14 protein-coding genes are annotated in these 21,429 nt (G+C 36.4%); all 14 read right to left on the reverse strand.

Going from position 1 to position 21,429, the window contains the following annotated elements; all coding sequences use genetic code 11:
• Window position 1 precedes the first annotated feature (1 nt).
• The 14 genes from CC92_RS0115010 to CC92_RS0115095 all read right to left on the reverse strand — a co-directional run bounded on the left by CC92_RS0115010 (window position 2) and on the right by CC92_RS0115095 (window position 21,426).
• A complete protein-coding gene (locus tag CC92_RS0115010; RefSeq protein ID WP_029505119.1) occupies window positions 2-1,219 on the reverse strand; it encodes a DNA cytosine methyltransferase in 1,218 nt (405 codons plus the stop codon).
• A gap of 1 nt (window position 1,220) precedes the next feature.
• The gene (locus tag CC92_RS0115015; RefSeq protein ID WP_029505120.1) at window positions 1,221-2,312 is read right to left on the reverse strand and encodes a DNA cytosine methyltransferase; all 1,092 of its coding nucleotides are present in this window, start codon (window positions 2,310-2,312) and stop codon (window positions 1,221-1,223) included.
• Window positions 2,313-2,331: 19 nt separating this feature from the next.
• Window positions 2,332-2,517 (reverse strand): helix-turn-helix domain-containing protein, encoded by a 186-nt coding sequence (locus CC92_RS0115020; RefSeq protein ID WP_029505121.1) that lies wholly within the window; start codon window positions 2,515-2,517, stop codon window positions 2,332-2,334.
• A 1,706-nt stretch (window positions 2,518-4,223) separates the two neighbouring features.
• Window positions 4,224-4,850: a biosynthetic peptidoglycan transglycosylase gene (locus CC92_RS0115045; protein ID WP_029505122.1), complete on the reverse strand. Its 627-nt coding sequence runs from the start codon at window positions 4,848-4,850 to the stop codon at window positions 4,224-4,226.
• A gap of 255 nt (window positions 4,851-5,105) precedes the next feature.
• Window positions 5,106-5,402: an FMN-binding protein gene (locus tag CC92_RS0115050; protein ID WP_051650934.1), complete on the reverse strand. Its 297-nt coding sequence runs from the start codon at window positions 5,400-5,402 to the stop codon at window positions 5,106-5,108.
• A gap of 173 nt (window positions 5,403-5,575) precedes the next feature.
• Window positions 5,576-6,418 (reverse strand): MerR family transcriptional regulator, encoded by an 843-nt coding sequence (locus CC92_RS0115055; RefSeq protein WP_029505124.1) that lies wholly within the window; start codon window positions 6,416-6,418, stop codon window positions 5,576-5,578.
• Between the two features lie 357 nt (window positions 6,419-6,775).
• Window positions 6,776-11,095 carry a right-handed parallel beta-helix repeat-containing protein gene (locus CC92_RS22610; RefSeq protein ID WP_155998519.1) on the reverse strand — a complete coding sequence of 1,440 codons (4,320 nt, stop codon included), beginning with the start codon at window positions 11,093-11,095 and terminating at the stop codon, window positions 6,776-6,778.
• A gap of 174 nt (window positions 11,096-11,269) precedes the next feature.
• Window positions 11,270-12,523, reverse strand: a complete 1,254-nt coding sequence (locus CC92_RS0115065) for a hypothetical protein (protein ID WP_029505126.1) — start codon at window positions 12,521-12,523, stop codon at window positions 11,270-11,272.
• 306 nt (window positions 12,524-12,829) lie between these two features.
• Complete coding sequence (locus tag CC92_RS0115070) at window positions 12,830-14,482, reverse strand: amino acid ABC transporter ATP-binding/permease protein (RefSeq protein WP_029505127.1); 1,653 nt, start codon at window positions 14,480-14,482, stop codon at window positions 12,830-12,832.
• The gene (locus CC92_RS0115075) at window positions 14,475-16,211 is read right to left on the reverse strand and encodes an ABC transporter ATP-binding protein/permease (protein WP_029505128.1); all 1,737 of its coding nucleotides are present in this window, start codon (window positions 16,209-16,211) and stop codon (window positions 14,475-14,477) included. Before CC92_RS0115075 ends, CC92_RS0115070 begins: the two co-directional genes overlap by 8 nt.
• Before the next feature lie 86 nt (window positions 16,212-16,297).
• On the reverse strand, window positions 16,298-16,690 hold the full coding sequence (locus CC92_RS0115080) for a YbaN family protein (RefSeq protein ID WP_029505129.1): 393 nt from the start codon (window positions 16,688-16,690) through the stop codon (window positions 16,298-16,300).
• 193 nt (window positions 16,691-16,883) lie between these two features.
• Window positions 16,884-17,849 (reverse strand): family 43 glycosylhydrolase, encoded by a 966-nt coding sequence (locus tag CC92_RS0115085; RefSeq protein ID WP_242841375.1) that lies wholly within the window; start codon window positions 17,847-17,849, stop codon window positions 16,884-16,886.
• Window positions 17,850-17,927: 78 nt separating this feature from the next.
• Entirely contained in the window at window positions 17,928-19,709 is a 1,782-nt protein-coding gene (locus tag CC92_RS0115090) for a LamG domain-containing protein (protein WP_029505131.1), read from the reverse strand.
• A gap of 184 nt (window positions 19,710-19,893) precedes the next feature.
• Window positions 19,894-21,426, reverse strand: coding sequence for an ABC transporter substrate-binding protein (locus CC92_RS0115095; protein ID WP_029505132.1), 1,533 nt, complete (start codon window positions 21,424-21,426; stop codon window positions 19,894-19,896).
• Window positions 21,427-21,429 lie beyond the last annotated feature (3 nt).

Here is a 21,429-nt window from a genome sequence, read left to right on the forward strand (position 1 = left end):
TCTATACCTCCTCTAGTAGTTCATAAACTGCCTCCGCTACTTTATATGCAAGCTCTGGTGGCACAGCATTTCCAATCATCTGATATGCATGCCCTCTACTTCCAACGAATTCAAAATCATCAGGAAATGACTGTAATCTAGCTGCTTCTCTAACCGTAATTGTTCTCTGCTGCTCTGGATCATAATGAATAAATCTATTTCCATCCTTATACAAATGAGCAATAATTGTCGTACTCGGTTCATCAGGCTCCAATACGTGATATCTATGAATTGGCGATTTTGATCCAACTTTCTTTTCATATAACTCGCTTATTTTTTTGCTATTATATACTCTTAATCCTGATTCAATATCTTCCTCCAAAATTCGAAAAGTATCCATATCCCTTAAATTACTATATCTTGGACAATGCCATGAAATATCACATTCAGGAGTGGTATGTGATATTCTTTTTTTGTGACTTTCTTCATCAAATATTGGCATACATTTCGGCAAATCGCCGATAGTCTCTCGAACCGTTTTCCTTTTCCTAATTTTATACTTAGGGAGCAGTTCTTTATAGAAATGATCTAATTTTTTATCACAGTCAACAAAAGTTCTTTTATCTAAGCCAACTATCACTACCCTGTTTCTGTTCTGTGGAACTCCATAATCACTTGCATTTACTAGTGCTCCCTTGAGATCATCAACTATTGCATATCCAATACCGTCAAACCCTTTTTTTATCAATTCAGTTATTGGTGTTCCATCAGGAGCCGCACTTAATATTCCAGGCACATTTTCAAAAACAAACAGTTTAGGTCTATATCTATTTACTACATTCAAATAATGCTCAAAAAGATAATTTCTATAATCATCCTTCATACCATTCTCATCTCTTACTCTACCCGCTACGGAATAGGCTTGACATGGTGGACCACCAATTATAATATCTATCCCATTTTCTTTATTTACAAAATAATCTAATCCCTTACCCTTTCCGAACTCATCATCTTCCCATCCAGAGTATAATTCATCTTCCCGTTGAATATCAAAATGCATTATTCGCTGGTCAGCATCTATTTCTCCCCATTTGGTTTTCATACGATTACGAAGGGTATTTACTTGAGGTATTAGCCACTCAACTGCTGCCACTTCACGATATTTCTTTGTTTGCATAAATCCTTCTGTTAATCCTCCACATCCAGCAAACAAATCTATCATCTTATACTTTTGCGCCATATTATCTACCTCGTAAATATTCTTTTAGTTTTGTTGCGACTACCTGTCCTAGCATTGGTGGCACTGCATTTCCCACTTGTTTATACTGCTGCGATTTATTTCCATAGAAAATAAAATCATCAGAAAAACTTTGAAGTCGTGCACTTTCACGAACAGTTGGTATCCTATTATATTTATAATGAAAATGAGAACGATGACCTGTGTTTATAGTAAGTGAAGGCTTTTTACTACTATATCTTGTTAAAGCTTCATGGTATTTATATAATCCTCTATATTCTTCTGGAAGTGCTTTATAATTTTTTCCTTCTGGGACTAGCGATATCATTTTTTTTGTTTTTTCTATTGGGATGCTTCCTATGTGGTTATACACATTCTTTGAATTACAACGCATTCTTTTTTGATATTCTGAGACTGGTAAAGTGGCATATTGTTGAATCTCATCACCGTATATTATTTCACCTTCAGAATTTTGTAATGCTGGTAAATCACTAATAGCATCTTCACATGTAACATAATTATTTTTATCTACAACAGCCTCTGGAAATTCAAAATTTTCTTCTGATTCTCTTAATCCAACAAAAAATACTCTTTTTCGAATTTGAGGAATTCCATAATCTGGTGCATACAAAAGTTTAGGTGTCATTTTATACCCAATCTTAGCAAAATCTTCAACAATTCTTTTAGCTCCTATTCCTCCATTAGTTTGTAACATTCCTGGAACATTTTCCAGTACTACTGCCTGTGGTTTAACTCTGTCTGCTAATTCTACCATTGCCAAATAAAGACTATTTCTTTTGTCGTTCATATCCCTTGGACCGGCAATTGAAAAGCCTTGACAAGGTGGTCCACCTACTAAAACATCTAGTATTATGTTTTTCTTATTCAAAAATTCTATGATTACATCTATATTTTTATGGTCAAACAAATCTAACTTCATAGCTTCTGCTGAACCATGATTTTCCTTAAATGTTTTTAGTGCTGCTTCATCAAAATCAACGCCTAGTACGACATTATACCCAGCGTCATAAAAGCCTCTTGATAAGCCTCCTGCTCCTGAAAATAAATCCAAGCAAGTAAATATGTTGTTATTCATAATAATCCTCTTTCTGTTATTATAATGCACTTTTTCCGCTCTTAACCCACTCATCAATTTCAGAAAATTTAAATTTCCATAATCTTCCTGCTTTATGAGCAGGTATAGCAGATTTTTTGATCCAACTTCTTATTGTATCTTTTGTAACACCAAGATACTCTGCTGTTTCTTCCAAGCTAGACCATTTTTCATTGATTTCAGACATTTTTATTCCTCCATGACCTGGACTTATGCATAATAGCTCCATCGATTATTATATCTCAAACTATTATTAATAACAACTTTTTAATTATTTAAATATGGTTTAATATGATTTATTGGTTTTTACAAATTTAATAAACCTAAAATAAACGTAAAGTGAAATTCAAGTTCTAGCATCACTCATCATACTGGGTTTCCACATATAAGCATAGGAAGTTAACTTTCTCTACCTCTGTCAATCTGCCTATCCTTTCCGTTCCTCTCCTCTGTCTCTGAATAATCTTCTCTTCATAAGTCTGCTACTAATCATTCATCATCTCTTCAATATCCATCATTACTCCAAACAAACGTAATAATGCTCAGATTATAATTAGTATTATCCATTCTAAAATCAAACAACGCAATCTTCTCTTCAAATGGCTTATTCTCATATGAATCAAAGAGCATTTTCGTTACCTATGTTATCCGTTCTGCTGCCTCATGAATTCCATCTCGTCTTGCTGCTTTGAATATCATTTCAGCTTCATCCATCAGACCGTCAAACTCATATTCTTGTCCATAATTTTCATAAAAATCTCTACTTCTCTTTCTTCCGCTTCAGCTCCAACCACAATCATCCCTTGATCATTATCCCAAGCAGATTCTTATTCAAATTTATTATAAACGCCCACTTCAGAGCCTACCACTATATAATTATCAGTATCTTCTCGTTCAATATCTTCAACACAGATTCCAGTAAATGATTTTCTCCAACAATATGCGTCAGCCTCAGCACAATCATATTTCTCATAATCAGCCGCTGTAGGCCCTGTTATCACTACTTCAAAATAACCGGCACTTTAATTAGTAAGGCTCTTCTACTGAAACCACATATATTGCCGTGGACAGATTTTCTTTCATCGCAATTACTGCCAGCTCCTGATTGTACTTAGTCTTCTGCTTCTCATCCTTGAACTGCCGCAGTACTTCCTGTACTCCCAGGTGCTAGTTCTGAAATAGCTCCAGTCGTCTTCCGTATTACAGGTACTACGCTTTGCTTTTGTCATTATATAATTCTTATGCTCCTTTTATCAATTTCATTATGACACTCATCCTACCTTATCTTATAATCAATCAGATCACCAAAATCATTGATGTTTATTATTCACGATCAGAAGATATTCGTCAGGCAACAAATGAAACCACTTCAGTTCCTCCGCTTATTTTGCAGAATTCACATAAAATTTCTTCTGTTCAACAATCCTCAGACGATACACCTTGGTATAGAACTTTTTCCGATATGGTGTCAGATTGCTCCGTTTATAGTACCAGATTCTTTTGCATAATAGTGTGGAATTACTGTATAAGGAAATTATCCTACTGGTATTGCAAGATGTAGGAAAAGTCGTACTATTTCCAGTAAAAAATTTTTTAACTTGTTAATATACCCTTTTGTATGAAAATCCGGTTCATCTCTCTTAACATAAAACATTCGTAATTCTCTATTTTAAAATTCTGCTAACTTTCTTAAAGCTTTTGGCTCATGTCAAATAATTTGTAGTCAATATTCTACTAGCTATGTTTTTTTCTCAAGTTCTTTTAAAGTAGGACTTTCACTCTTAGGAACTCGCACATGCGGGCACACCTCAAAAAGCAGCCTCACCTGAGACTGCTTTTTTATCTATAATAATTCCATCTCCACTTCTTCATTCCTTATCTAATACATAGCTCTTATACCCCTTCCCCTCCATAAACATTCGGATTATAATTATTCGGGCTCTTAATCGTAAATACCAGCTCCCCAATCTGTTCTTCATTTAAATACTGAGGTTCAACTCCATAATAATGGTTCGCTGCTTCTTTCACCCCATAGCAACCTTCTCCAAAATAAATAACATTAAGATAAAGCTCCAAAATATCATCTTTGGAATAATTTCTCTCTAATTCAAAGGCAACAAACACCTCCGCTACTTTTCTATCTAACTTCTTTTCAAAAGAAAAGTACATATTTTTTGCAAGCTGTTGGGTGATAGTGCTACCCCCTTGTACATAAGAACCTGCCTTAATATTGTTATACATCGCTCTTGTAGTGGCTATTGGGTCCAATCCAAAATGATAGTAAAATCGTTTATCCTCTGATTGTAGCAACTCCTCAATATAGTCTTTGGGAATTGTATCAAGAGTAAAATAACCTTCTTTTTCTTTTATTTTATCAACAACGCTTTCCACGCTATTCTCTTTTACTGCATTTTGATACATTTTATATCCACTTGATATAATTGGCATAACTTTCGTAAGGCCTAATATAAAGATACAGAGTATGATTAAATTTATTATCCAGATAAATTTCTTCTTCATATAATCCACCTCTCATTTCATAATGAAATTATAGCATGGTGGTTTTTTATCATCCATCGATTCATCTTACACAAAACTTACATTATTGTAATATTCAAAAAATTATTTTTACAACTAGAAAAAACTTCCTTCACAAACCTTTCCTTGCCATAAACAAGAAAAAGTACTCTTTGCGAACCTTTTCTTGTCATGAATTAAAGAAGAAGCAGACAAAACGCACGCATTTTATCTGCTTCTTCTTTTCCTATATCTTTGCTAACAACCTATCAATCTATTTAATTCTATGCCTGCTCTAAGCATGCCAACTGCTTCTTTAATAATGTTGGAAGTTATTGTTGCACTAGAGTATGCGTCTATATTTACAGAATTTTCATCCACGATCGCCTTTGGAATGCTTTCTAAGGCACCTTTTGAGATGGATTCTTTTTCATGCTGCTCTAAGATTTCAACATTTGCAATCTTACTAGCTGTAATCGTAACTTTCACTGTCATAGTACCTTCCTGGCCTGCAACGCTCGCTTCATACTCACCATCTTTTAAGAATGCGTTCATGTCGAAGATATCTTATGATGTTGTACTTAAATTACATCGAAGATCACATAGATCGAAAAATTACAGTTACTGATTTATGTAAGCTATCCAACGTATCGCAAAGTTATCTGTATCATGCTTTATGTCCACCTTTCATTGCTCTACGAAAGAATACATTACCAAATACAAACTTTTTATGACTCAATCTCATTATTAGCGATTGGAATATTGAACAAGATATATTCTAATTCTTGATTATTTTCAACAATAGTAGCTATTTTAACACCTAATAAATCCCCATCTATTCTAAGATTATGTTCTCTCATATAGGTAAGCGGTTCTTGAAATATATCTTTCCTTTGCTTATGGGTGGTCTTATTAATTTTATCAATATTTACAGGTAATTTTTCCAAACTCATGAGAGTTTTTCTTGTATTATATCGTTCTGTGTATTCATTTTCGACAATGTCAAACTCCTTTAAATCTGAAACCTTGATAGCCCATCCCATATGAATAGATATTTCATCGCATTCAATATCTTCTTTTCTAATGATATATATCATCTGTACTTTTGGTGCCAAATATAAATATTCATGAATCTTTTTTATACGATTTTCTTCCAGCAATAACTTTTCGCCACTTTGATATAATACATAGGAATATGCAATACAATCTCTAATGTAAAGATTTTTATATATACTATTTGTTTTTTCCAAAAGAATCAGGTCATCCCTTAATCGATGCCTTAGCTTTGTTAAATTAGCGATTTCGTTTTCCATATATTCATCTTGTATATGATATTGTTGAATTAATTTTTCAATACTATAATCTTTCATCTTTATAATATCTGTATGCGTGAACCCATATTTCCTTAATGCTCTCACAGTCATTAATCTAGTGAGATCACCTTTATTGTAATATCTATATGTATTATTTTCATCTCGTTCTGATTTAATGTGACCATACCCCTCATATCTCCTAACTGTATTGGTCGACACATTTAACAATTTAGCTAGTTCGCTAATCTTATATTTCATGTAATTCCTCCAAAATATCATCTGTAATTTCATACTAATTTGTATTTATTATTATATCATAATGCTTTTTTATGTCAATTTTTCGTTATTTTGGATAATTTATATTGTTTTGCCATCTCATTTATATGTAAGTTGCAAAATTTCTGTAAAGTTTTCATTTCATAATGAATCCTAGAAGACAAAATATTTTATAAATACGCTTCTAAAAAAAGAAAAAGCGCGCTTCGCAAACTTTTCCTTGTCATGAATAAAAGGGTGAGATCACTATGAATCTCACCCTTTACTACTACACTGATTATTGATTTGTCTTATTTAATTGTCTTATTTATTTGTCTTATTTATTCCTTTGTTTTAAACCTATTTAGTAATTTGTATCTTCATTTTTTTAGAAACTAATTTGCCGTTTTTATCTATTATACTAACAACGACGTAATCTTCTCCTAAAGATTGTGCTGATACAGTAGCAGTTAATTTCCCAGAATTTTTTCCGACGATAGCAATCCCTCGCCTTGTAGTCATCCATACAATGTCTTCATCCCTATAGCCATTGGCTTCCACTGTAAAAGATTTTCTATCTCCTATCACCATGGATGATACTGCCTCCTTAAATGTTAGGTTAGCCTCAGTTACTGTGATTCGTTGTTGGAATTGCTTTGTTGTACCATCTGGCAAAGTTGCAGTAATATAAATTATAGCTTTTCCTTCTTTATTACCAACAATCTTTCCAGTTTGACTTACTGTAGCAACCTTGGGATTACCAGACTTATAACTAAGCTTCATTTCACCTTTAGATAAATCAGTGTTGGAGCTTGTAAATTCGTTTACAACTATTAGTGTACTTGGGTAATGTAAGCCTACCCATTCCCAATCCTTTGTTCCTCCAATATAAATATTGTTTTTGGATTTTACATTAATCTGATCAAGTAGTGGTACTTTGATATCATCAGAAGGCTTCGGTGTTGGATTCGGTGTCACTTCTGGTATTGGATCCGGCGTTACCTCTGGTGTTGGTTCTGGCGTTACCTCTGGTGTTGGTTCCGGTGTTACCTCTGGTGTTGGCTCTGGCGTTACCTCTGGTGTTGGTTCCGGCGTTACCTCTGGCGTTGGTTCTGGCGTTACCTCTGGTGTTGGTTCTGGTGTTGGTTCTACAATAACTTTATCTTCAAAAACTGCACCAATAAATCCACCCTCAGTTGAGAATGTAGCATACTTACTATTCTCTTTGATCTGTAGAAAACCATGAGTATTAACGGAACCATCTGAGTTTCTCCATGCAGTATGGAAATCTGTAGCTTCACCAGGCGCAATAATACTAACAAAAATATCAGTAGCAACTGGTGTAATTACTGTTCCAACTTTTCCTGTGGAATCGAAAGCTCCACCTATACTTCCTTCATATTCATAATATTTCCCGCTATTCATATAAACAATCCTTGAACCTATTGCAGATTTAATATTATCTGAAGCAATTTTACTTGTACTAATTCCAATCGCATTGTTTATACTTGGTTGTTTGGCACGATCGATCTGGAAATTGGCCTTCTTACTTCCACTATGAATACTGTTGTTAAATGCGGTAATATGATTAAATTTAAGTGGCGCAGGATTATTGTTGTCTGTAAAACCATGTGCACCGTTTTCGAATGCCATACAATTTTCAACTATATGTGGTGTAGCAATTCCCGAACCACCAAGTTTAAATCCATTCATATCTCCGCTTGCACTACCAGATCCATTGGTTAATTTACCATTTCGAAAGGCAATACAGTTTCGAAGAGTAACTACTCCGATTGGACCAGTTTCTGACTTAGCATATAAATCCCATCCGTCATCACTGTTATTATAAGACATACAACCGTCAAATACATTGCCTTCTCCACAAGTTAATTTTGCTGCGAAGCCATCTGCATTTTCTCCTGAAGCATCGCTGTTATTAAAGGAGGTACAATTCTTTATTAAGTTATAACTTGGCCATTGATCTATGGTTGCAGCTGTAATATCATAACGACTTAATTGAAGTCCAGTATCTCTATTCTCATAAAACTGGCACAATTCAATGATGTTGTGATTTCCAGAAAGTAGCATACCATTATCTCCAGCACCTTTAAAATCTATTCCATACCATTTCCAGTAGTCTGCATCTTGTACGAGACCACGATTGCTAGTCAAATACTCCTGATCTGAAAAATCTAGAATAACCTTGCCACCAATATAATTTCTTACGGTCTTATAGGCACCAGCATTTCCACTGTTCCATTTTTCTATAACTATTGGTTCATTATACTTATAATTTCCTGGTAAAATCCAGATTGTATTACCAGCATTTACTTTGGTTAGTGCAACTGTAAACTCCATTGGATCATCAAATGTACCTTCTCCAGTTACTGATGCGTATGGTGCTACAAAGATGTCTCCCTCTACATTTGATTCAGGAGGTGTCGGTGTAGCTGTAGGTACCATGGTTGGAGTTGCTGTCGGTACTTCTGTTGGTGTAGGTGCTTCCGTTGGTGCTATGGTCGGTGTTACTGTCGGTACTTCTTGATCACCAAAGGATAAGCTCATATAAAATAAATTAGCAGTATCCGCTTTATCAATGGTATATGTTGTTCCAGCAAGAACAGGAATTTCTAAAATACCTGTTTGCTCATTTCCTGTAATCTTTATATCATTCACCTTTGCATTAACTTTACCATTCGATGGATTAAATACCATTGTATAAAGTCCATCTGCTGGTGAAGTAAACACTATCTGTGTTCCGGTCTCCATCTTTAGACAATCTGTAAGAACCATATTCTTGTAGGTAACGGTTCCTTTTGCATTAGATAAACCCGTTTTTCCTGGAAATGAATAGAAAAAACTGGTTATTCCTTGTGTTGTGAAATTATGTGAATAATCTTCCCTCGTTGGTGGTACTGTTGGTCCTATGGTTGGTTCTGTTGGTGCTTCCGACGGTCCTGTGGTAGGTTCTGTCGGTGGTTGCGTTGGTGCTATGGTTGGTTCTTCTTTGTCTCCAACCCCACCAATAGAAACTAACTGAGACGAATAATTAAGGATTGCTTGTTGTAATTCAGGAATGATTTCGTAATTCGTATCTTCAGATTCACTAAAGTACCATTTTAAATCTCCTCCATTGATACGTCCTGCATAAGCTTCAACCTTAGCTTTTCCTACTTCTGCAGTATCTACTGAATATGGATATCTTCTACTTGGATTGGTATCAAAGTTGTTGTAACTTGTAACCCCTTGCACTGTTACAATTTCAGAAGGGATTTGATCTTCTCTGCTTGCTACCGTATAGGCATCAATTTGTCCACTATCTGGTGTAGAATATTGATCCACAAATCGTTCTTCACCGATTATTATATTTCCAAATGCTTTAATGATACCACCGTTTTCTCCAGAGAAAGTTCCTTTATTGGTATATGCACCTGTATTAGGGTCAAACTTATCGCTACCTTGACCAGAAGAGAGCATTGGATAACGACAATTCCTAAAATAATTATTTTCCGAAAATGCAGAAGCTCCATTGGTAACTCCTATTCCGTATTTTGATACCCCATCAAAATAATTATTATATATGTGTATACTTCCGACTCTGATTCGTGGATGACGTGAATCGGAATGGTCAAACCAATTGTGATGGTATGTAATAAAAAACTCCTCTTTATCAGACATTCCTGCTAAACTTGACTTTCCAGAATCCCAAAAATGATTATAGGAAACCGTAACATAGTTAGAAAAAGCTTTTACATCGATGGAACCATCACCCTTAGCTTGATCTGAATCACTACCTGGTCTTCCATAAAATATATCATTATTATGGACCCATACATTCTCATTCTTGGTATCTAGTGAGATTGCATCATCACCAAACCACATAACTCCTAAGTTTCTAATTTCAATATTTTTACCTTCACGAACTAAAAATCCCCAACCATAAACCGTTGCATCATCACCGATGCCTTCTATGGTCACATTATATGTCTTCTTTACATTTAATAAGGAACCACTAATTCCAAATGGAGCTTCCACTTTACCAATTAGACGAATGATAAGTGGTCTTGTATCTTTTCCTTTTTCTCTCTTTGACAAGATGTCTACAATTCCAGTACAAGTCTCAGCTTTAGAACCTGTTATTACATCTAGAGTTACTGTATCCTTGTTTTCATTGGTAAGATAGATAATTTGTGCACCATCTCTCACTGTTCCATCTTCATTATATCCGCCGGAGCCAGTTTTGTAAGTTGAAAACTCTGAAAATGCAAATCCTTCTCTTGTATGTGCTGATACATCTAAAGCATCAGTCACCTCTGCACTCTCGTGTTCTTCTATCCCTGATACAACAGGGACAACTTTAAGAACATACATACCTTCTGCAAGCCCTACGGCATCAGCCCTATAGTAAGTTGGATACTTTCTAATTAATTCATTATCTAACTTAACATAAGCAGTATCAGCTTCATAAGCACCTTTAACATATACTACATATCCGTCTACCCCGTTCGTAGGCGTCCACTTCACGTATGCAGATTCTAACCATCCTCCACTTTCTGTAAGGACAATGTTAGTACTAGATGCTTTAGCAACCATACTTAACGGCGATGATACTATTGTTGTTAGCAACATTAACGCAGCTAAGAACATAGCTATCCATCGTTTCAAATCTCTCTTTTGCATTGAATCCCTCCTATTATACATATAGTTTATAGTTAAACCCATATATATTATAAAGGTTGACATACTGTCATAGTCAACCTTCTATTGGATTTCAAAAATCTAGAATTAGGAGTAACAGAAATATAAAAGAAGGCCAATCTAACATTAGCCTTCTCTCAATGTTTTTATTATTAGTTAACCATTCGCATTTGCTTCACGACCAACCGAAACATTATCCTTTACGCGATCTCTAAGCGCTGGAACTGGATGATCCGAATCCTGATAACGATAATCCTCACCCTTAGAATCTATATAGGATTGAATCACTATATGCGTTGGTACTTCTTCGACAGGCTGATTTACAGCATTCTGGAATTTAAAGAAATCATCATCATTACTTAAAGAAGCTACATCAACATATTCTTCTTTTTTAGAGGTAATTTGAACGGTATTTGCAAGAATATCACGTACATATGCCTTGTTTTCGTGTAACGTTAATAGTTGAGGAAAATTTCCGTTTGGTATTACTTCTTGCCAATCTTTTTTCTCATATTTCTTTAGCATATCTGCTGCCATATGAAGATGAGCAACTTCTTGATGAAAATGCTCTTCCCAGATACCTTTGATATAGAGGTCAGTTTCATCCTCATAGCAGGAATAATAAAGGTAACATTCTGTATACTCATGCATTAGCAAGTGTTCTAAGAATGTTGTCTTGGTATCCAATAAACTACCATATTGAGTAACATGTTGTTCCTCAATGAGTCCTATCTCTTGATATAACTGTCTTCCAAGATCATTTTCAAATAAAGCAGCCACATTCATATAATAGTTCATCGTCTGCTGTTCCGCTGCTGTAATGATAGCAACATTTAACTTTGTGATAGGTGCAGCTGATTTACAATTAATAAAAAACCTCACATTATCAAATGGATAGCGATGTTCGGATATTGTAGGACGACCTGGCATAATCTCAGCATAATGTCCAACTAACTCCTCCGACTTAACCCCAACCATGGCCTCTAACAAATCAGAATAACGGTATAAATGATCAAAGTCTTCTAGCAATGCAAAATCAAGAGCAGCTTTCACATTCTTATCTGGCTCTCTCTTCGCTAACTCAGCAGTAAGATCAACAGCAAGTTGTTCATAACTTATCGTATGCTCTAAAATCGTCTCATCCATAGGTTTTAATGATGCGATAACTTTCTGTTGTTGCTGTTCTACTCTTCTTATCAACGCTAAGTCCCTTCGAATGTCGTTATTCGGACAATTTCTCTGAGTCTGATGACCAAACCAAACAGATTCAAATTCTGTGCCATTCATTAAAATTACTCTGGTTTTCGTATATGGACTTACCTCATGTTTATTATAAGGCTTTGAATAGATTCTACTCCAATTCTTAAAAGCAGAATCAACAGATCTCGGGGTTACTTCAAACGGATTCATTCTCAATCGCTCCTTTCTTGAACGTTCACCAGTTAGTTAATTAAAACCATTCAAGAAATAATGTTCCCAAATGAACCCATACTATGTATTTTATTCTGATACACTTTTTAGCTGAGTGGCTATAATGTATCCTACTCTTCTTGATATGTAGAAAATAGCCAGAATCCATCTTGGATACTGGCTATTTTTGAAACTTTTTTCATCTAGTGGAACATCTTCTGTTATATACTATAATCCATCTTATTCTATAAGAAAGGATAATGCTTCAACTATCTTTTGTTATATCACTATCGTGATAATTTATAATTACTCCATAGTAATCATTTCTTTCGCCATACTCATTGTTGACTTACGATGAGAAACAAGCAGAATACTCTTATTCTTACGCTCCTTCCATAAACTACGAAGAATAATTCCTTCATTTAAGCTGTCAAGATTACTGGTTGGTTCGTCTAACAATAAAACATTACTTCCGCGTAAAAATGCTCTTGCGATTCCGATTCTTTGACGCTCTCCACCGGAAACAGAATCTCCAAGCTCAGAAAGTGGTGTATCATAACCTTTCGGAAGTGAACTAACGAAATCGTGAAGAGAGGCTTTCTTTGCTGCTGCCTCAACTTCCTCTCTGGTAGCATTTAATTTTGCTATTTTGATATTATTCTCAATGGTATCTTGAAACAGAAAGGTTTCCTGGGTCATATAGGTGATATGCTTTCTTAATTCCTCTGTCTTAATCTTATTGACCGAAGAATCCTGAATTTTTATCAAGCCTTTGCTAGGTTCATAGTAACGCTGTATCAATTTAAGCAGTGTCGATTTTCCACAGCCACTTTTTCCGAAGATTCCATAAATCTTATTTTTCTCAAATACCTTCGAAAATCCTGATAAGATTTCTTTTTCCTTTTCCGGATAAGAGAAGGAAACACCATCAAAACTAATATCTCCTTGTCTATATTCCTTCCCTTCTAGTATATCTTCTACAATTGGTTCTTCTTCTAACAAATCAAGTACACGATCACCACTGGCTAATGTCTGATTTAAGTTATTGGACAGTGCAGACAATGCCGCAGTTGGACCAAAAGAGCTCATCATTGCAATGATTGCAAGGATTGCATCTCGAAATTCAATCCTTCCTCTAGAATAAAGGTAGCTACTTACTAAGGTCATAGCTAGCCCTGCTGATAATATGGTGATATCAGTTGCAATACGCTGCCAATTTTCTTTCTTTTTCAGACTTAAGCTTATTTTCTCAAGTTCCTCTGATTTTTTCGCCATTTGCTTTAATCGTTCCTCTGACTGATGATACTGTAGAATTTCATCTAGCCCATATAGATTATCAAGTACAGTCGTATTCAATTTACCAAAATTATCTCGGTATATCATCCCTTGTTCTCTTCCGCTTCTGCCGTTAATATAGGGTATTAATACTCCGACAATAAGATAGAACATCATGGCTAGCGCACCAAGAATCCAGGAACTTCTTCCAATATAAAAACTCATGAAAACTGATGTAATCACTGCTATTGCGATTGGTGAAATTGTGTGTGCATAAAATACTTCCAATAATTCAACATCGGACGTAAGAATCGAGATTAGATTTCCCTTTTCCGTCTGGTCAAGCTTTGCTGGAGCCAAGCGGCTAAGAGCAGCAAATACTTTACTACGAATCCTAGCTAGAAGCCGGAATGCAATATAATGATTACATGCCTGCTCCGCATACCGTAAGATACCACGAAATACTGCAAATATCATCAGCCCAGCAATCATATATGGTAACGTTTTTCCATTCTCTCCTTGTAAGACATAGATTAGTCCCTCTCCACCTAATACTGTAATAAAGATGGCTGCCAAATGCCCTAAGCTTCCCATTAGAATCGCAAGAAACATAGGAAATAATAATGACTTTATCATACCTAAAAGTCCAAGCATTACTGACGCACCTGATCTTTTCTTATTCATATGCTTCCTCCCATGTAGAACTTTCTAAAATCTTTTGACTCTCAAATAAATTATAATAATACCCCATTTGTCTTATTAGTTTCTTATGATTTCCTTCCTCAACTATCTTACCGTCTTTTAATACATAGATCTGATCTGCAGAAACTACATTTGCCAAACGGTGAGAAATTAATATCACTGTTTTTACTTTCGAAAGTTCTGTGATTACCTGCATAATCTTATTCTCGCTTTCGGCATCGATATTGGAGGTTGCTTCATCAAAGAGATATACATCGCTTTGATGAAGGATTGCGCGTGCAAGCGATAGTCTTTGGCGTTGTCCCCCAGACAAGTTACTGGCTTTTTCTTTAAGCTCCATCGATAACCCACCATTTTTTGAGATAAAGTCATACAATGCAACCTTACGCAATGCCTCTTCTAATTCTTTGTCTGTAGCTTTGGGGTTACCAAATCGAAGGTTCTCCCTTACACTTCCTTGAAATAAATAGCTATCATGAGTGATTCTAGTAACGGTTTGATATAAGGTTTCTTCCTTTAGCCTTGCTATATTGGTATCACCGAAGAAAATTTCCCCTTCATATCCTTTTAACTGCCCCATGAGTAAGGATGCTATGGTACTCTTCCCACAACCGGAAGCCCCAACTAAAGCGGTGAATTGACCTTTCTTTATCTCCATAGAAATATCAGTTAACACAGTTCGTTCCTTTTCATATCCAAACGTTATATTCTGTAATTTGATACAATCCAGTGTTACTGAAACAACAGTTCCTTTGACAGGTTCTTCTAAATCTAATAAGGCAAAAATTTTATTTGCTGCAGCATTTCCATTCATCGCAATATGGAAAAAGGAACCTAACAATCTTAATGGCAGAAAGAATTCCGCAGAAACCATGATAATAAAGAAGCATGCCGAGAGTGAAATGACTCCTTTTTGATATTCAAATATTGCAAACAAGATACCAAAAGCAGATCCTCCATATGCAATTAAATCCATTACACTAATAGAATTTAGCTGCATAATTAAAACTCTCATCGTAACTTTACGAAATTTTTCTGCTTCCTCGTCCATCTTCTTAGCATAATACTTCTCTGCCTGAAAGATTTTTAACGTGGTTAACCCTTGTAGATTTTCTAAGAAACTATCTCCAAGATCTGTGTAAGCACCCCAGTATTTATTTAGCATCTTCTTGGCTATCTTTTGCACTGCAATAATCGAGATTGGAATCATTGGGACGCAAAGTAATAATAGAATCGCTACTTTAAAGCTCATCCTTCCAACAATTACGAATAAGCTAATTGGTGCCAAAAGACTATAAAAAAATTGTGGCATATATTTCCCAAAGTAGATTTCAAGCTGTTCCACACCTTCGGTGCTGATTTGAACTGCTACTGATGTAGCAATATGTTCTCGGTAACTTCCGCCAAGCCTAAGTAATTTTCGATAAATCTTATCTCTAAGGCCTATCTTTACCTTCGAAGAAGCCCGATAAGATAAGGTAGTTGCAGCATGGTTAAATAATGAACGAGCAATCAGTACAAAGCATAGCGTGATGAAATAAAACATTGCCCATCTTGTTGTAACCTCTTTTCTATACAGGAGTGATATTATCCCTGCTGTTGCATGAAGAAATATAACATTGGCAATTAAACTAAGCCATTGTAATGCAACAATACCGATGATATACTTTTTATTTTCTTTAAATTCTTTTACTAATCGTTTGTGAAACATATTCTTTTCCTTTTCTTATTCAGTTTCTACTTTATGATTCCTTCACATTAGCTTAAATGATTTATTTCAAAGCGAACTTCTCATCCTTATAACTCTGTAACCTCTTCCTTCGTAACCGTTTTAATACGAAAGAAAAAATAGTAAAGATGAAAAAGACCAATGAGCAATATTACCACCTTGGCATGCCATATGGGAGCGATTATGATACCGATGATAAAAAAACAACCTAACATAATTAACACCTTAATCTTTGACTGTAAGGTCATCGCTTTGTTCTTGATCACATGTTCTACATGTTTTTTGTAAAGTTTACTTGATAAGAACCATTGATGGAACCTTGTCGATCCCTTTGCAAATAAAACTGTTGCTAATAAAAAGAATGGCGTTGATGGTAAAATCGGTAGAATCATCCCAATTACTCCAAGTGCCAGAAACAAAAAGCCTAACACAACACACAAATAATTTACCAGTTTTCTCATGATGTACTCCTTAACTAATAGTAGTTAGTTATTACTAACTTTGACATAATACTATACTATTTAGTTTTCGCCAAGAAAAAAAGCAGTTAATGAGAAAAAATCATCATTAACTGCTTATAAGCTTTATTAAAACATGTGGTTACAAAAATCTGAACAGGATTATTTTATTCTGAAAACTTGAAACCCCTGCAGATTAATCATATTCCCAGAACTCTTTACTCTGATACTCAAACACTGGTTTTCCCTCGATATCCCACGCAACTTCTAAGAGCATTGCATGACGATTAGGATCATAGAGTGGTTCTGCAATCAGATGCTCATACTGTCTTGCATGAAATACCATAATGTCTCTTCCATCGCTTGATTTTGTAAATGAGTTATGACCAGGGCCAAAAATCCCTTTTTCTTTCTGCGTTACTAAGACCGGATTCCGTTCCTTCTTCCAAGACTGTGGATCCAAAAGATCAGCATCTTCCTTAGCGGTAAGCATACCAATGCAGTAACTAGCATCTGTAGCACTTGCGGAATACGTAACATAGATATTACCATTCTTTTTCAAAACGGCGGGACCTTCTGTTACCCAAAATCCTTTTCTCTCCCAATCATAGTCTGGAGTGGTAAGTAGAACTTGCACTGTACTTAATCGGTTGGCGGATTCTAACTTTGCAATATATAAGTTTGAAATCATCCTAGCAACTCCAACCTTCTCAGCCCAGAGATAGTAATAGCTTCCCTGATGTTCTAATACTGTAGCGTCCAAAGAAAATGCTTGAAAAGAGAATTCATCCTCTTTTGCTGCTTGCATTTTCCCAAGTTCAACCCATTCATCTTCCATTGGATCTTCACCGCTACATTCCAGTACATATGGTCTAATCTTCCATTTGTCCTCCTGCTCACCAGCAGCAAAGTAAATATACCATTTTCCGAACAAATAATGTAACTCTGGTGCCCATATATGCTCACTCATCGGTCCTTTTTCATGTCGCTTCCAGATTACTTTCTCTTTCGCAGTACTGAGTGTCGATAATTTATCACTGCTTCTAAGTATAATCCGATCATAGGAAGGAACGGAAGCGGTGAAATAGTATTTCCCATCGTTATGTCGATAGACATAAGGGTCTGCCCGTTGTGTAATCCATGCTTTATTATATTCTGTCAAAAAACTCTCCACTGCTGCTAACCTCCATATGATTCCTCTGTTTCTATAAAACGCTTTTCTTATGGTCTTTACGAATGATTATTTTGCACTTTTCTTCTTTATCACAAAGAATACTACTCCACCAATCACTGCTACTGCTACAACAACAATCACAACGATTACTGCTGGGCTTACACTTCCTGCTTCCACGCTTGTTTCAACTACTGCTTCGGTAGGAGCAATGCTTGCTGTCGGAGCTGTCGTTTCCGTAGGTGCTGGAGTCGCTGTTGGCTCTAGTGTTGCAGTAGGTTCTGGTGTTGCTTCAACAGAAGCTCCTGCTAAGGATGCGATTTGATCATCACTTAATACCGTATCATATAGTTCGATATCATCAAACAAACCTTTGAAAATAATATCCCAACAATTAATACCAACATAAGCTTTCGCATCTCCTGCAAAGGTTCCAGTTGCTACAGGTCCTTCACCAACATAAGCACCATTAACATATAACTTACTTACTACGGTATCAAGTACTGCATCTCCAGTTGCTGGATCGGTTGCTGGTGTCTGACCATCTACCGTAACAACAATATGACTCCATTCATTCTTAGGAATCTGATATCCACCACCTGCTGTAAAGTATGCGGTACAATACCAAGGCCATGCCCCTGTTATTTCATTTCTTGACCAGATGATTGGACAGCTGTCACCATCCCAGTCAGTCTTTGTTATATTTAACCAAGTAGATGAGGTATTGGCACTTAAAAGATCCGAGCCAAGTTGAATAATTGGTCCAAAGTTAGAAAATCTTGCTGGATTTACCCAGAACGCTAACGTATAAGTTTCTCCTATCGCTGGCTGGTCTAACAATAGACCAAAACTTCCATCCAAGGAAATTGCCTTACCATTCTTTCCTTCTACAAAAGTAGCCTTTGCATTATCTCCTTCGATAGGTAAAATGCCTGCATTTCTGCCATCTTCATTATCACCTTCACGTACCAAAACTTTTGCACCATCTAAACTATCCTCGAAGGAATATTTCTTTACTGGTGTAAGAGGAACTTCTACACCAGCTAGTTCTGCTGCATCTGCTGCTGTTAATACCGTATCATAGACTTTTACATCATCAAATGCACCTTTAAAGATAATATCCCAACAATTAATACCAAGATAGGCTTTTGCATCTCCTGAAAAGGTTCCTGTAGCTACTGGTCCTTCCCCGATTAACTGACCATTTACGTATAATTTGCTTACTACTGTATCTGCGACAACATCTCCTGTTGCTGGGTCTGTAGCTGTTGTCTTACCATCTACAGTAACAACAATGTGGCTCCATTCTTTCTTTGGAATCTGATATCCACCACCTGCAGTAAAGTATGCAGTACAATACCAAGGCCAAGCTCCTGTTTTTTCATTTCTTGACCAAATGATTGGGCAACTGTCGCCATCCCAATCCGTCTTTGTAATGTTTAACCAAGTTGCCGAGGTATTTGCACTTAATAGGTCTGAACCCGTCTGCAAGATTGGTCCAAAGTTAGAGAATCGCTCTGGATTTACCCAGAATGCTACGGAATAAGTTTCTCCTGGCGCTACCGCATCAAGTTCTAATCCGAAGGTTCCATCTAGAAATACCGCCTGACCATTTTTTCCTTCTACATAGGTAACGTTCGCATTCGGATTTTCAGTTGGCAGAACTCCCGTATTTCTACCTTCTTCATTATCACCTTCACGAGCCATAGGCTTCGCTCCACCAAGGTCACCGTCAAAATTATACTCTTTCGTTGGTGTCGGTGCTGCCAACGATTTCACTGGATTTGTTACTAATGCTCCCAATACGAAAGCAGTTACCATAAGACCGGCCATAACTAACTTTTTCTTCATAGCTTTGCTCCTCCATATAAAATATGAATTATTTCAAAGAACCTGCACTTGGTTCTCTGTTATCGGGGAGTTACAGAGTAAATCATATTTTATTACGATTTCTTATTTCTCCCCCATTGTTGCTATCGCAAATCTAACCTTCCTTTATGCCAAACCAGATGTGAGTTAATATACCTCTTGTTACTTATGGTAAATCGATTCCAAAGTAAGCCTTCATCGCTTCTTTGTGATATTGATTTGCCATCTTTGTAGCCTCTTCTGCATAATCCGATGCTTTTGCTTGACCTGTGTCTACTAAATTATGAATTCCTAAGTTGTTAAAGTACTCGTCACAGAACGTCCAATATCCTGCAATTGACATCCATCCAAATGGAACCGGACGAATACAACTTGCAAAGTAGGCATCCCAATATGGTTTTCTCTCTTGATCCGTTGGATAAAGTTCTTTGTATCTAGACCATACGGATTCGTCTAATGTAATTGGAGCTGGCATAGAATCACGGATTAATGGATCACCTGCGGCATTCGTAATCGATTGGTCATAGTAGATATCTAATTTTGCCTGCCATCCTTCCGTACCCCAACCCATAAACTTTAATAGTTCATAAGCTTCTCGTGGATATTTTGTTCCCGCAGAGATACCACCCATATCAAGGGTTGCGATGGAATTCGGTACGCCATCCACTTCCTCGACAGATGGGATAACATATGGTACGAAATCAATTCCAAGATCCTTAAAAGCTTCGGTATCCCAGATATTCATGTAAGTCCAGTAAGCTTCTGTCATAACAGCTACACGTCCGCTTGCACCAGCCCAAGCTTCCCAATCACCAAGCCATTTTTCCATCTTCGCGGTTTCTGTATTCGGAGCTACATAGTTATTTAACTTAAGGTCAGCAAACTGCTGCTCACCTACAGCCCAAACACCAAGATCAAAGCTTTCTCCATCCCAACCAAACTCACCTTTGATTTTCTGAGAAGCAGCGATTCCATATAAACTATCCAGACGATTAAAAGCACCCAATCCATAGTAGGCTGGAGTTTGGCTCAAATCAGTGGAATCTTGAATTAATTTGATCATTTCATCCCAAGTCCAGTCCATTCTTGGCATATCAATGTTTAACGTTTCAAGCACGCCTCGATCCACATAGACGATACCTGGGAAAAACTTCATAGGTGTTCCCCATTTTTGATTCGTATCATAATAACCAATCTTTAGCTCATTGATGGTTGGAAGGACGTTTTGATTTTCCGGATCAGCCTCCCAAAGTTCTGTCATGTCATATAACAAATGATTGGATAATGCGAAATCACTATCGGAGTACATAAAACAATCCGGTGCATTATTCGCTGCAATTAAGTTTAATAGGGTTGTATTTGCATCTGCCACATTGACATACACTACATTTACTGTGATATTAGGATATTTCTCCATGAATTTTTCTGCTAACTTCTGTGTAAGAACCTCACTGTCAAAATTAAAATACGTTAATGTGATTGGTTCCGTCGTCATTGGTGGCAGTGCACTATCCGTGCCTTGCTCTCCTCCTGTTGTTGGTGTAGTCCCTTCGTTTCCGTTGCCTCCTGGTGTGGCTGTACTAGACTGATTATCCTTCTTTCCGCTTGTATCCTCCGCTTCCTTCCCTGCGAATACGCATCCGGAAAACAAAGTCATACACATTGCTAGTACTAACATCATACTTACCAGTTTCTTCATAGC

Origin of the sequence: Lachnoclostridium phytofermentans (genome assembly GCF_000733755.1) — a bacterium.
In the GTDB taxonomy this organism is placed as follows: domain Bacteria; phylum Bacillota; class Clostridia; order Lachnospirales; family Lachnospiraceae; genus Lachnoclostridium; species Lachnoclostridium phytofermentans_A.